Consider the following 12,944-nt stretch of genomic DNA (forward strand, 5'->3'; position numbering starts at 1 on the left):
GAACTGTGACGGCCACCACCTATCTTCGGTCTCCAGCGGCAACCGAAGGAGACCTGCAATGACGCATCCACTCATCGAACTTCGGGGGGCAACCAAACGGTTCCCCTCGAACAGGGGCGACGGCATCCATACCGCCGTTCGGGATCTGGACATCGACATCAACACCGGGGAGTTCGTCGCGGTGGTCGGCCCGACCGGATGCGGCAAGTCCACCACCTTGTCCTTGGTGTCCGGGCTGGAACCACCCTCGGCCGGGCGTGTGCTGGTTCGCGGCAAGGAGGTGTCCGGCATCCCGCCAGGCATCGGCTACATGTTCCAACAGGACGCGGTGCTGCCCTGGAAGAGCGTTATCGACAACGTCGCTCTCGGCCCGATCTATCGCGGCGCCAGCAGGGACGAGGCCCGCGCGAAGGCTTCGGGCTGGGTGCGCACCGTCGGCCTCGCCGGGTTCGAGAAGTACTACCCGCATCAGCTCTCCGGCGGTATGCGCAAGCGCGTGGCACTCGCGCAGACGCTCGTCAACGAACCCGAGATCCTGCTCATGGACGAACCGTTCAGCGCCCTCGACGTGCAAACCCGCCAGCTCATGCAGGACGAACTGCTCCGGGTGTGGTCCGGTACCGGTGCTGCGGTCATATTCGTGACCCACGACCTCGAAGAGGCGATCGTGTTGGCAGATCGCGTTGTGGTGATGACCGCCAGCCCGGCCACGGTGTGCGGGGACTTCCCGGTCACCCTGCCACGCCCCCGCGATGTCGAGGAGGTACGGCTCACCGACGAATTCCGCAGCATTTACCGCGAGATCTGGGAAACACTGCGCGATCAGGTCGAGGCAGCCCGCGCGAAGGGAGAGTCCCGTGTCGCGTGACCTGTTGATTCAGCCCATTGCGCCCGTCGCCGAAACTGACGAGGAAATCTTGCTGCGTGCACGTAAGAGCAAGCGCCGCAACATGACCCGGATCTGGGGCCTGCGAACCCTCCTCGTCGTACTATGGCTGGTCTCGTGGGAATTCGCGGCCACGGTGTGGCTGGACCCGTTCTTTTATTCGAAGCCGTCCCTGATCTGGGCGAGATTGGTGGAGTGGTTCACCATCGGAACCCAATTCGGATCGATATGGCTGCAGATCTTCACGACGGTCGAAGAGGCCGTGCTGGGCTTCTTGATCGGTACCGTCGCCGGCGTGACATTGGGTGTGCTGCTCGGCCGCAGCCGCTACTGGTCCGAAGTGCTGGCGCCGTTCATCAAGGCGCTCAACGCAGTTCCGCGCATCGTGCTGGCTTCGCTGTTCATCATCTGGTTCGGATTAGGACTCAGCTCGAAGGTCGCCACTGTGGTGGTCCTTGTCTTCTTCGCGGTGTTCTTCAACGCGTTCACCGGGGCACGTGAGGTCGATGGCAACGTGATCAACAATGCCCGGATTCTCGGCGCCAGCCCGACCCGCATTCTGACCTCGATAGTGCTGCCCAGCGCGACAAGCTGGATTCTTTCGAGTCTGCACACCGCATTCGGCTTCGCCCTCATCGGCGCGGTCGTCGGCGAATACGCGGGCGCGAGCAAGGGCCTGGGCCTGCTGATCAGCAATGCGCAGGGCACTTTCGACTCCGCGGGCATCTATGCCGGCATGATCATCATCACGGTCGTCGCACTGCTCGCCGAGTGGCTGATCGGTATCGCCGAATCCCGATTGCTCACATGGCGCCCCTCACAGTCGAACTCAGGTCATGGGGTATGACGATGAGAAAGTTCGCACTCACGCTGGTTCTTGTCGCCGCGATGCTTCTCGGTGCGGGGTGCCGCGATTCGCGGCACATCCCGATGGCCAACGGCAGACCGCAGGTCACCATCATGGTGGGCGGGCTGGAGAAGATCATCTACCTGCCGGCGATGCTCACTCAGCAGCTTGGCCACTTCACGAACAACGACATCGACGTCACGCTGCTCAGCGAGCAGTCCGGCGCCACCGCGGAGACCGCCCTGCTGACGGGTGACGTGCAGGCAGTCGTCGGGTTCTACGACCACACCATCGACCTGCAGGCCAAGGAGCAGTGCATCACCTCCGTTGTTCAGATGGCAGACGTGCCGGGCGAGGTAGAGCTGGTGTCCGCCAGAGACGCCGCCACCGTCACCTCCCCCACCGATTTCCGCGGTACGAATCTCGGGGTCACCTCCCTGGGGTCGTCCACCGACTTCCTCACCCAAGCCCTGGCCGGCCAGGCCGGACTGACCACGGCGGACTACAACAGGGTGAAGGTCGGTGCCGGCCAGACATTCATCGCCGGGATGAATCACGGCGGCATCGACGCCGGTATGACCACCGATCCGACGGTGGCGCAGATGGTGAACGCCGGCCAGGCCAAGGTGCTGGTCGACCTGCGCACCGAATCCGGCACACGCCGGGCACTCGGCGGGCTGTACCCCTCAAGCTCTCTCTACATGCGCTGCGACACGGTGAAAACGCATCCCGAGATCGTGCAGAAGCTGGTGACCTCGTTCGTCCAAACACTTCGCTGGATCAAACAACATTCACCGGCACAGATCGCGGACAAGATGCCGCCGCAGTACGCGGGCGGAAACAGGGACCTGTATCTACAGTCCATCGCCGACTCCATCGGCATGTTCAACGGTGACGGGATCATGAAAACCGAAGGCGCCCAGAATGCACTGCGGATCCTGGGTACATACTCCAAGAACGTGGCGCCCGTGAAGGAGCGGATCGATATCGCCGCGACGTACACGACAGAGTTCGCGCGAGCGGCGCCGCGCGACTAGGCGCTACATATCCAAACCGATGTCGAGCACCCGAGCGGAGTGTGTCAACGCACCCACCGCAAGGTAGTCGACGCCCGTCTTGGCATATGCGGCAGCGGTTTCCAGTGACAACCCACCGGAAGACTCGAGCTTGAGCTGCGGAGCACGAGCGTCGCGCCGCTGCGCCGCCACCTGGGTCTGCCACACCGGGAAGTTGTCCAGCAGTACGAGCTCGGCGCCCTCGGCCATGACCTCGTCGAGTTGCTCGAGCGAGTCGACCTCGACCTCGCACTCGATGTCCGGTGCCACCGCGCGTACCGCGCGCAGCGCGGCCACCACCGAACCGGCGGCCACCACGTGGTTGTCTTTGATCAGTGCCGCATCTCCGAGGCCGAGGCGGTGGTTGACGCCGCCGCCGGCGCGAACTGCGTATTTCTGCAGGAGTCGCAGCCCCGGAAGGGTTTTGCGAGTGTCTCGGATCTGCGCCTTGGTGCCGTCCACCGCGTCCACCCAGGCCGCGGTGGTGGTGGCGATACCCGAGAGATGACATACCAGATTGAGCATGGTGCGCTCGGCGGTCAGCAGATCGCGGGTGGGCGCGGACACGGTGAGCAGCGGCGCACCGGTACCAACTCGAGTGCCGTCTGCCAGACGATTCTCGACTCGATAGTTCCCCGGGCCCACGACCTCGTCCAGCACGATGAGGGCGATATCGACCCCGGCGACCACTCCACCGGCACGGGTCACCATCGAGGCGGTGCATTCGGCGTCGGCCGGCACGGTCGCCTGGCTCGTGACATCCGGGCCGTACCGCAGATCCTCGGCAAGAGCGCGCTGCACCACCGAACGTGCCTCGGCGAGTTCAGATTCCGTCAGAGTTTCGGTCAACATGGCACTCCCGACGGTAGCGCAACCTCGCATCCACCGGCGGCGCGGCGCACCGGAAGACTCACGGCAAACTGCGGATCGGTCACCGGCCAGTCCGCGCGGGCATGACACCCGCGAGACTCCGTGCGTGCCGAGGCTGCGGCAACAACCGCGGCAGCGGTAAGGGTGAGCGCGGCGTCTTCCACCTCCTGTGGCGTGGAGGCTGGTGCCACACGGCCCGAACACAGCTCGGCATCGAGCATTCCGAGTCCCTCGGCGTCGCGGAGCACCGACGCCCATTGGGTCATTGCCGTCTGCAACCGCCGCCGACTCAGACGCGGTTGCGCGCGATCGCGGTCCTCGATGACGGTAGACCGGCCGGCCACCGCTGCGGCGGACTCCCCCGCACGCCTGCCCACCACGAGACCTTCCAACAAACTGTTGGAAGCCAACCGATTCGCTCCGTGCATGCCGGTACGTGCGACCTCTCCGGCCGCGAACAGTCCGGCCACCGCGGTCTGCCCGGAGGTATCGGTGACAACGCCACCACAGCTGTAATGGGCGCCCGGCACCACCGGAATGAGCTGGACCGCGGGATCGATTCCGGCCGTCGCACACGCGGCAGTGATGGTCGGGAATCGACCCGCGAAGTTCTCGATGCCGCGTGCGTCCAGGTACACGCAGTCGTCCCCGGTATCGCGCAGCCTGCGGGCGATGGCGCCGGCCACGACATCGCGCGGTGCCAGGTCACCGAGCGGATGCACGCCACCGGTCACCGAATCTCCCCGAGCATCGACGAGGATGGCCCCCTCGCCGCGGACCGCCTCGCTGATGAGCGGCCGGCATCCGGTGGCTTGCGGGGTGTGCAGCATCGTCGGGTGGAACTGGATGAACTCGATATCGGCCACGGGTACACCGGCACGCAATCCCAGCGCGATCCCGTCTCCGGTGGACCCCTCGGGATTGGTGGTGGCCGAATACAGATGCCCCAGGCCGCCGGTGGCCAGCACCACGGCACCCGTTCTGATCACCCCCAGGCCATCGCAGTTCCCGACGAGAACACCGCCGACTCCATCGGTTCCGGTCAGGATGTCGTAGACCACGTGGCTGCGCCGGATGTCCAACATCGCCGCAGCATGATCGAGGGCGCGCTGCACTTCCGCGCCGGTCGCATCACCGCCTGCATGGATGATGCGGCAGGTGCTGTGCCCACCCTCACGCGTCAATGCCCACTGCCCGGAGCGTGTTTCATCGAATCGTGCGCCGTCTGCCACCAGATCGCGTACCGCGCGATAACCGTCGGACACGATTGAGCGCACCGCTTCGGCGTCGCACAGACCGGCCCCCGCCGCCAGCGTGTCCCGGACGTGCGCCTCCACGGAATCCTCCGTATCCGGCAACACCACCGCGATACCGCCCTGCGCGAAGTGCGTGGCAGTCGCACCTATCTTGCTGAGCACCACGACCCTTCGGCCACGTCTGTGTGCAGCTAGCGCGGCCGCCAGACCGGCGACACCCGCGCCGACGACGACCACATCTGCATCAGTGCTCCAGGTGGTCCCCGCCGGCAACGTCATTCTCCGCCGCCGGGTTGTCCGATCTCGATCATCCGCTGAACACTGCGCCGCGCCAACCGGGCTGTCTCGGGGTCCACGTGCACCTCGTCGCGACCTTCGACCAGACACCGCAGCATGGCCGCGGGCGTGATCATCTTCATGTACGTGCACGAAGCCCGGTCGTTGACCGCCAGGAAGTTCACGTCGGGGGCCGCCTTGCGCAGCTGGTGCAACATGCCGACTTCGGTGGCCACCAGCACTTCACGTGCACGGGTTTCGCGCGCCGCGTCGAGCATGCCGCCGGTCGAGAGGATCTTCACCCGATCATCGGGCACGGCCCCCTCGCCCGCGAGATACAGCGCCGATGTCGCGCAGCCGCATTCGGGGTGCACAAACAGCTCGGCATCCGGGTGCGAACGCGCCTGACCGGCAAGTTCGTCACCGTTGATGCCTGCGTGCACATGGCACTCGCCCGCCCAGATCTGCAGATTTTGCCGACCGGTGACGCGCTTGACGTGTGCGCCGAGGAACTGGTCCGGGCAGAACAGCACCTCCCGGTCCGGGTCGATCGACGCGACCACGTCGACGGCGTTCGAGGACGTGCAGCAGATATCGGTGAGCGCCTTCACGGCCGCCGTGGTGTTGACGTAGGACACCACGAAGGCGTCGGGAAACTCGGCCTTCCAGTCCCGCAGCTCGTCGGCGGTGATGGAATCGGCAAGTGAGCATCCGGCGCGCTGATCCGGGATCAAGACCGTCTTGTCCGGGCTCAGGATCTTCGCCGTCTCCGCCATGAAGTGCACGCCACAGAACACGATGGTGTCCTCGGGGGCCTCGGCCGCGATTCGCGAGAGCGCCAACGAATCGCCGACGTGGTCGGCTACGTCCTGAATCGCAGGCAGTTGGTAGTTGTGCGCGAGCAAGGTGGCGCCGCGCTGATCGGCAAGCCGGCGGACCGTCTCGGCCCAGCGGGCATCGCCCTCGACCCCGGTGTATCCACCGGGACCGTCGATCACACCGTCAAGTACTACGTCAGCTGCGGTCATGGCCGCCTCCTCGCGCCTCGGGTCTCGGTCGAGCGCCGGGCCGGGCTTGGACGACCGAGGTTTTCGACTTATGATCGAAAACGTGGTCCATACTAGCACCGAACACGAAGTGTTAGCCGTGGTGTTCCAAGTGCGTCACTTTGGCGACAATCAAACGCCCGAGCTTGCCGTGCTGCTGTGGCAGCGCGCGCTGGAGCCACACCAGGGCGCCTGGGCCCTTCCCGGCGGCCGGGTGCGCACCGACGAGGACCTCCCCTCGTCCATCCGGCGCCAACTCGCCGAGAAGGTGGACGTGCGTGAGCTGGCCCACCTCGAACAGCTCGCGGTGTTTTCCGAACCGAACCGGGTACCCAGTCCGCGCACCATCGCCTCGACGTTCCTCGGGCTCGTCCCCTTCCCCGCCACACCCGAGCTCCCTGCGGATACCCAGTGGCACCGCGTGAGCAGCCTGCCGACGATGGCTTTCGATCATCACGTGATGGTCGCGCACGCACGCACCCGACTGGTGGCCAAGATGTCCTACACCAACATCGGATTCGCCTTGGCGCCACAACAATTCACGCTCTCCACGCTGCGGGACATCTACTGCGCGACACTCGGATATCCGGTCGATGCCACCAACCTGCAACGGGTGCTGGTGCGGCGCGGCGTACTGACACCGACCGGGACCACCGCACGATCGGGCCGCAGCGGCGGCCGCCCGGCAGCGCTCTACCGATTCACCGATGACCGGTACCGCGTCACCGATGAATTTGCCGCACTGCGACCTCCCGGCTGACCCGACTAGCCTCTTAGAGTCTTCTTAGGGTAAGAATGCCAGGGACCTTGAAGGGAGCGCACACATGGCACCCCACGACCTGGCGATTTCCGGTGACGTCAAGTGGATCGGCGAAGCACCTCATCAGGAGCTCGTGCGCGGCGCGCGGCCCTTGCTGCCCACCGAGGATCCGTTCTATCTCCCACCCCTGGGCTTCGAACACGCCGCCCCCGGCACGGTGCTGCGCACCCGCGATGTCGAAATGGCGTTCCTCGGCCTGATCCCCCAGCGTTTCGCCGCCACTCAGCTGCTGTACCGCAGCAATGACCTCAATCGGCAGGCCGACGCTGCGGTAACGACCGTTCTCATGCCCGAGCACACAGACCCGGCCACACCGACACCGATCGTGTCGTACCAATGCGCAATCGACGCCGTCACCGACCGCTGCTTTCCCTCGTACGCACTGCGACGGGGTGCACATGCACTAGGCTCGTTCGCCCAGCTGGAACTGCTCCTGATCGCCGCGTTGCTCGCCCAGGGCTGGGCGGTTTCCCTTCCCGATCACGAAGGTGTCGACGGCATCTGGGGTGCCCCCGAGGAACCCGGATATCGCACCCTCGACGGACTTCGGGCCGCACTGAACTGCGACAGGCTGGGGCTTTCCCGGCGGGCACCGATCGGACTCTGGGGCTACTCCGGCGGAGGCCTTGCCACCGCATGGGCCGCCGAGGTCAGCGCCGACTACGCCCCAGAGCTCGAGATCGCCGGGGCGGTACTCGGCTCTCCCGTCGGCGATCTGGGCCACACCTTCCGCCGCCTGAACGGCGGGCTGTTCGCCGCGCTGCCCGGTCTTGTCGTCGCGGCGCTTTCACATGTGTACCCGGGCCTTGAACGCGTGATCGAAGAGCACGCGACGCCCAAGGGCAAGGAATTCCTCGGACAGCTCGAAGAGATGCCGACCTTCCGTGCGATCGCGTCCATGGCCTTCAAGGACATGGACGACCTGGTGGATCAGCCGCTCGACCAGCTCCTCGAGACACCCGAGGTACAGCACGTCTTCGACAGCACCAAACTCGGTAAGACGGTGCCGACACCGCCCGTTCTCATCATTCAGGCCGTGCACGACGAGATCATCTCGACCTCGTGCATCGACGAGCTTGCCGACACCTACCGCGGCGGCGGCGCCAGCGTGGCCTATCACCGCGATCTGCTCAACGAGCACATGCTGCTGCATCCGATGTCCGCACCCATGTCGATGGAGTGGCTCGGCGCACGGTTTAACGGCGAAGCGCTGCCGGCCGGACCGCGTCACACCAGCTGGCCGCTGGCATTCAGGCCGTCGACCTACCTCGGCCTGCTCAAGCTCGGCTGGATCAGCACCAAGGTGCTCGGCGGACGTTCCCTCTAGCGCAGCTCAGCTGTTCAGTGCGGCGATTGCCGCTTCCACCGCGGTCTTCTTGACCTGTCGATGTGCGCGGTCGGCATACTCGATGGTGCAATCCGACAGTCCGCCCAGTGCGACTGTGGCCCGGATCATCTGAGCTGCCGACGGCTTACTGCCCGCGAGCAGTCCGATCAACTGGCGCCGCCAGTCGATCATCCACTCGCCCAACTCGAGCTGCCCCATGGTCGCCAGATCACGCACGATGATGCCCAACACAACCCGGTGGGCCCAGAGCACATCGAAGTAGTCCTCCAGCAGTTGACGCGTGTCGGCCGAACCGCCGGCGGCGGCCAGAAACTCCTCAAGGTCATCCACCATCGGCCGGACGATGCTCCGGACTAGGTCATCGCGTGATGAGAAGTGATAGTAGAGAGCGGGTTTGGTGATCTGCAGCCGTGCCGCGATGTCTTGCAGGCTGGTGTTGCGCAGTCCGTTCTCCGCGAAGAGGTCGCGGGCGACCGCCTGGATACGCTCCCTCGTGCTCGTTGCCGGGAGTGCTTCAGAGACCATCGCTCGATCGTAACCGCTGACTTTCCGATCGGTAAGCAGTATGCTCGACATACTTACCGATCGTTAAGTAAGGGGACGTATGCGAGTACTCGTGTCGGGGGCAAGCGTCGCGGGCCCTACCGTGGCCTTTTGGCTGGCGCGCTACGGGTTTGAGGTCACCGTCGTCGAGCGTGCCCCCGGTCCGCGCAAATCGGGCGGGCATGCCGTAGACCTCTTCAAACCCGCGATGGACATCGTCGAAAAGATGGGCATTCTGGACCCGATCGAGGCGCACCGGGCCGGCACCGAAGTTCTGTCGATACACCGAGACGGCAAGCCGGACCTGATCGATCTTCCCGAGGTGCTGATCTTTTCGGCGGTATCACAACGCCACGTCGAGATCATGCGCGATGACCTCAGCGAGATCCTTTACGGCGCGGGCTCATCGAACGCGGAGTACATCTTCGGCGATTCCATCGCCTCCCTCACCGAAGACGATGCCGGTGTACATGTCACATTCGACAGCGGGCCCGAGCGCACATTCGACCTCGTGGTCGGCGCCGACGGGCTGCACTCGAACGTCCGCACCCTGGCGTTCGGACCGGAATCTGCCCATTCGCATTGGCTCGGAGAGTATCTCGCGGTCGCCTCGATACCGAACTATCTCGATCTCAGCGATAGGGCACTGATGTACCCGCAGGTCGATCGGATGGCGGGGATATACAGCGCCGCGCAGCTCCCGGATGCGCGGGCGTTTTTCCTCTTTCGCACCCCTGAGCCCTTGGAGTACCACCATCGCGATGTGCAGCGACAAAAGACACTGCTGCGCGAGGCGTACGCGGACGTCGGCTGGGAGGTACCGCGAATGCTCGCGGAGGTGGACACCACCGATACCTTCTACATGGACTCCATCACCCAACTGCGCATGACCACCTGGTCCAAGGGCCGAATCACACTGGTCGGCGACGCCGGGTACTGCCCGGGCCCCGCGGTGGGTGGCAGCACCAGTCTGGCAGTAGTCGGCGCGTACGTACTCGCCGGGGAAATCGCGGCTGCCGCAGGTGATCACATACGCGCTTATCCCGCGTACGAAGCGGCTCTTGGTGACTACGTTGGCCGCAGCCGTCAGCTCGCGCTCACCGCGTCATCCACCCTGGTTCCCACAAGCTCCCTCGGTCTGTGGATTCTGGTTCACGGCGCACGAATCCTCGGTCATTTGCCACCACCGCTGGCCCGCGCCGCATCCCGGTGTGTCGCAGCACGCCGGGTGAATATCCACGACCTGTTCACTCCCCGCGATTACCAGGACCTGATCCGCTCCTAGCACATTAGCCATGGTTCGGATCAACAAGAGCCAGAACGTCATTGGCTGCCACGGCTGTCGGGTTGCTGAACGACACCGCCTGACAAGGGATGCCACGCACCCGCCCGCACACCACGTACGCTGACGTCCGGGTCGCCACAAATGAACACATAGGAGTGAGATGGACCGGACCGCCAATCCCTTGTTCAAGGCGGGTATGGCCGCTATCACCGCGACCGCCCTGGTCATCGCGCCTGCCGTGTCTCCACCCACGCGGCAGGCGATCTCGCTGCCCGATATCCGATCCACCGCCGTGCGTCTGAGCTCCTTTGCCTTCACGCCATCGACCGCGCAGGCACCGCCGAGTCCCCTGCCCGCGCTCACACTTCCGCTGTTGTCGGCCGCGCCCGGCGTAGCAGCCGCGCCCGCCACCGTGCCTCGGATGACACCCACCGCCTTGCCCGCCCCTTCGGTACAACAGCGCAGCGCAGCGGCTCAACCCCTTGCCCCCGCGGCGTCTTCCTCCGGCGCGGCCGCCGCAGCGGCCACCGGGCCGACCGTCGCCAACGCCATCACCAACGGCATCGACCAGGCGTACCAATTCATCCAGTATTGGGTCGATTATGGCGTGGACCTCGCGCAGTGGGGCGCCGGGTTCATCCCCGTGATCGGGGGACTCGTGAGTGCGCAGATCGGCATCGTCTACGACAACCTGGTGCGGCCCATCGCCAACAGCTTTGTCTACAACCTCGTCGACCCGATCATCAACGACCCCAGCTTCTCCAACATCGTCAACTCGTTCGGGCGGTTCGGCAGCGACATCGTCAACTCGGTCATCAATTTCGCGTGGGCGGAGGCCCGCTACTTCCTGCCGCCACTGCCACCGCTGCCCGGTTTGGCCCTCCAGGCGACAACAGATGCCGCCGGCGCGGTGCCCACCTCTGTTCACGATGCCCTGGCGCCGTTCACCAAGGCATTCCAGGACGCACAGGCACATTTCACCGCTGCACTAGGCCTGACGAAGACCGACCAGAAACTAGCTACCGCCGAAAAGTCCGGCGCAGCAGTGGAAACCAACCCAGACGTCGCCAAGGAAACCGCGAAGGAAGACGGCAGGGCAGCGCAGACAGATGCCGCCGTCAGCACCAAGGAGGCCGCGACAGCGCAGGGCGCCAAGGAGTCAGCCGAGGACAAAACGCCCGCCGGCGATAAGACAACACCCGGCGTGGACAAGGTAAAGAACACGAGCGACAAGTCGGCAGCGGATGGCAAGGACAAGATCGGCGAAGGCACCAAGGAATCTCCCAAAGACCCCGCCAAGGACGCCACACCGCCGGCCGCGGTAGCCGACACACCGAGCCCTTCCGGCAAAGCAGCCGGCGGCACCAAACCCGCCCAGGACGCTTCCGGGGCGGTGAGCGTGGACAAACCGGACAAGATCGTGAAGTCGAAGGTTTCTACCACCGCCAGCACAACCGAACATGGCGCGGTCAGCGCTCAGGGGACCGTCCGCGGCCCCATCTCGCAGACGACGACCGGAGGGAAGTCCGACGCGGCCTCGGAATCCAGGAAAACGGATACCAAGAAAACGGATACCAAGCCGTCCAACACCAAGCCGTCGGAGTCCGCGTCATCCGACCCCAAGACTTCCGGCGTGAAGTCACCGAGCAGCACCTCGACACACGACTCGGCAAGCAAGTCGTCCGGCTCAACCGGTAGCTCGTCCACATCCGGCGGTGGGGCTTCCAAGTCCGGTGGTGGCGGTCACGACTAGGCGCCGCGCGACACTACCCGGTTGACAACCGCCTGCGAGAAGTTCTGGAGCAGAAAGTCGTTGAGGCGCCGAGTGGGTGCCGAACGAGCGGTGCTCCCCCACGCCAGTGCGATGGAACGGCGATAGTCGCCACCGACGATCGTTATTTCGCGTATACCCGGCACCGCGCGATCGTCGTGCGGCAAGAGTGCGATGCCGAGACCTCGACTGATGAGCTCCCGGATGGTGCCGAATTCGGTGACCTCGATGGCGATGTCCGGGATGTATCCCGCGTCGCGGCACCATGTTTCGGTGAGCTGCCGAAGGTTGTAGCTGGGCGGGTTCGCGATGAAGGTCTCCCCCGCCAACTCGTCGAGCCGCAATTCGGCCGCGTCGGCGAATCGGTGTTCCGCGGGCACCGCGATACGGATGTTCTGAGTGCCGATCATGCAGTGCGGCAAACGTTCTGGAGGAGGAATCACCACGGCGAGGTCGAGGTGCCCGGTCAGCAGCTCCGCGCCGAGTTCGATCCCGTGTGCCTGCTTGAGGAGCACACGGATGCCGGGATGCCGGTGGCGGAAAGCGGCGAGGAGATCTGGGACGTGACCCGATCCCATCGTGAGGGGAAATCCGAAACGCACAGTCCCGTGCTCGGGATCCACATCGCCGGTGAGCTCGGCAAGGGTGTGGTCGAGTTCGGCCAGGGGCTCACGCGCTCGGGCAGCGAGGCGATGCGCCTCCGGGGTGAGGCGCACCGTTCGGCCGTCGTGAATCAGCAGCGGGACACCCAGCGTCGCCTGTAGCGCGTGAATCCGCCGACTCATCGACGACTGCGGCATCTCCAGCGCCAGCGCGGCCTGAGTCATATGGCCGTCGTGTGCGGCGAGCTCCACCAAGGCGCGCAGCTGCGGTGCCAGCTGCGATGTCCATTGATCCATTATCGGATCGTACTCTGCAAAACATTCATTGGACGGAATGAA

Annotated in this window: 12 protein-coding genes; 7 read left to right on the forward strand and 5 right to left on the reverse strand. The window is 65.0% G+C overall.

Going from position 1 to position 12,944, the window contains the following annotated elements; all coding sequences use genetic code 11:
* Positions 1–58: 58 nt before the first annotated feature.
* From MYCSP_RS12050 to MYCSP_RS12060, 3 genes are read left to right on the forward strand one after another with little or no spacing between them, the layout of a single operon-like run.
* On the forward strand, positions 59–868 hold the full coding sequence (locus tag MYCSP_RS12050; RefSeq protein WP_088413857.1) for an ABC transporter ATP-binding protein: 810 nt from the start codon (positions 59–61) through the stop codon (positions 866–868).
* A complete protein-coding gene (locus tag MYCSP_RS12055) occupies positions 858–1,733 on the forward strand; it encodes an ABC transporter permease (RefSeq protein WP_070910245.1) in 876 nt (291 codons plus the stop codon). Before MYCSP_RS12050 ends, MYCSP_RS12055 begins: the two co-directional genes overlap by 11 nt.
* Before the next feature lie 2 nt (positions 1,734–1,735).
* Positions 1,736–2,770, forward strand: coding sequence for an ABC transporter substrate-binding protein (locus tag MYCSP_RS12060; RefSeq protein ID WP_088413858.1), 1,035 nt, complete (start codon positions 1,736–1,738; stop codon positions 2,768–2,770).
* Positions 2,771–2,773: 3 nt separating this feature from the next.
* Here the strand turns inward: MYCSP_RS12060 and nadC are convergent, their stop codons facing one another.
* From nadC to nadA, 3 genes are read right to left on the reverse strand one after another with little or no spacing between them, the layout of a single operon-like run.
* Complete coding sequence (nadC, locus tag MYCSP_RS12065) at positions 2,774–3,640, reverse strand: carboxylating nicotinate-nucleotide diphosphorylase (protein ID WP_070910247.1); 867 nt, start codon at positions 3,638–3,640, stop codon at positions 2,774–2,776.
* Positions 3,634–5,193, reverse strand: coding sequence for an L-aspartate oxidase (locus tag MYCSP_RS12070; RefSeq protein ID WP_088413859.1), 1,560 nt, complete (start codon positions 5,191–5,193; stop codon positions 3,634–3,636). Before MYCSP_RS12070 ends, nadC begins: the two co-directional genes overlap by 7 nt.
* Positions 5,190–6,218, reverse strand: a complete 1,029-nt coding sequence (gene nadA / locus MYCSP_RS12075) for a quinolinate synthase NadA (RefSeq protein ID WP_088413860.1) — start codon at positions 6,216–6,218, stop codon at positions 5,190–5,192. Before nadA ends, MYCSP_RS12070 begins: the two co-directional genes overlap by 4 nt.
* A gap of 82 nt (positions 6,219–6,300) precedes the next feature.
* Between nadA and MYCSP_RS12080 the strand changes: the two genes are divergently transcribed.
* Positions 6,301–6,996, forward strand: a complete 696-nt coding sequence (locus tag MYCSP_RS12080) for an NUDIX hydrolase (protein ID WP_088415590.1) — start codon at positions 6,301–6,303, stop codon at positions 6,994–6,996.
* A gap of 64 nt (positions 6,997–7,060) precedes the next feature.
* Entirely contained in the window at positions 7,061–8,383 is a 1,323-nt protein-coding gene (locus MYCSP_RS12085; protein ID WP_088413861.1) for a lipase family protein, read from the forward strand.
* A 6-nt stretch (positions 8,384–8,389) separates the two neighbouring features.
* Here the strand turns inward: MYCSP_RS12085 and MYCSP_RS12090 are convergent, their stop codons facing one another.
* The gene (locus MYCSP_RS12090) at positions 8,390–8,929 is read right to left on the reverse strand and encodes a TetR/AcrR family transcriptional regulator (protein ID WP_070910711.1); all 540 of its coding nucleotides are present in this window, start codon (positions 8,927–8,929) and stop codon (positions 8,390–8,392) included.
* A 79-nt stretch (positions 8,930–9,008) separates the two neighbouring features.
* Here MYCSP_RS12090 and MYCSP_RS12095 point away from each other — a divergent pair, with 79 nt between their 5' ends.
* Both MYCSP_RS12095 and MYCSP_RS12100 read left to right on the forward strand, forming a co-directional pair.
* On the forward strand, positions 9,009–10,232 hold the full coding sequence (locus MYCSP_RS12095) for an FAD-dependent monooxygenase (RefSeq protein WP_088413862.1): 1,224 nt from the start codon (positions 9,009–9,011) through the stop codon (positions 10,230–10,232).
* Between the two features lie 160 nt (positions 10,233–10,392).
* Entirely contained in the window at positions 10,393–11,985 is a 1,593-nt protein-coding gene (locus MYCSP_RS12100) for a hypothetical protein (RefSeq protein WP_088413863.1), read from the forward strand.
* Here MYCSP_RS12100 and MYCSP_RS12105 read toward each other — a convergent pair.
* Positions 11,982–12,902 (reverse strand): LysR family transcriptional regulator, encoded by a 921-nt coding sequence (locus MYCSP_RS12105; protein WP_088415591.1) that lies wholly within the window; start codon positions 12,900–12,902, stop codon positions 11,982–11,984. The two genes, MYCSP_RS12100 and MYCSP_RS12105, sit on opposite strands and share 4 nt — an antisense overlap.
* Positions 12,903–12,944: the final 42 nt, after the last annotated feature.

The sequence above is a fragment of the Mycobacteroides saopaulense genome, from assembly GCF_001456355.1.
GTDB lineage: Bacteria > Actinomycetota > Actinomycetes > Mycobacteriales > Mycobacteriaceae > Mycobacterium > Mycobacterium saopaulense.

Excerpts from the sequence above, each read along its gene's own strand:
- nadA (WP_088413860.1), bottom strand. The coding sequence starts at position 6,218 with ATGACCGCAGCTGACGTAGTACTTGACGGTGTGATCGACGGTCCCGGT.
- MYCSP_RS12050 (WP_088413857.1), top strand. The coding sequence starts at position 59 with ATGACGCATCCACTCATCGAACTTCGGGGGGCAACCAAACGGTTCCCC.
- MYCSP_RS12085 (WP_088413861.1), top strand. The coding sequence starts at position 7,061 with ATGGCACCCCACGACCTGGCGATTTCCGGTGACGTCAAGTGGATCGGC.
- nadC (WP_070910247.1), bottom strand. The coding sequence starts at position 3,640 with ATGTTGACCGAAACTCTGACGGAATCTGAACTCGCCGAGGCACGTTCG.
- MYCSP_RS12070 (WP_088413859.1), bottom strand. The coding sequence starts at position 5,193 with ATGACGTTGCCGGCGGGGACCACCTGGAGCACTGATGCAGATGTGGTC.
- MYCSP_RS12105 (WP_088415591.1), bottom strand. The coding sequence starts at position 12,902 with ATGGATCAATGGACATCGCAGCTGGCACCGCAGCTGCGCGCCTTGGTG.
- MYCSP_RS12095 (WP_088413862.1), top strand. The coding sequence starts at position 9,009 with ATGCGAGTACTCGTGTCGGGGGCAAGCGTCGCGGGCCCTACCGTGGCC.
- MYCSP_RS12100 (WP_088413863.1), top strand. The coding sequence starts at position 10,393 with ATGGACCGGACCGCCAATCCCTTGTTCAAGGCGGGTATGGCCGCTATC.
- MYCSP_RS12060 (WP_088413858.1), top strand. The coding sequence starts at position 1,736 with ATGAGAAAGTTCGCACTCACGCTGGTTCTTGTCGCCGCGATGCTTCTC.
- MYCSP_RS12090 (WP_070910711.1), bottom strand. The coding sequence starts at position 8,929 with ATGGTCTCTGAAGCACTCCCGGCAACGAGCACGAGGGAGCGTATCCAG.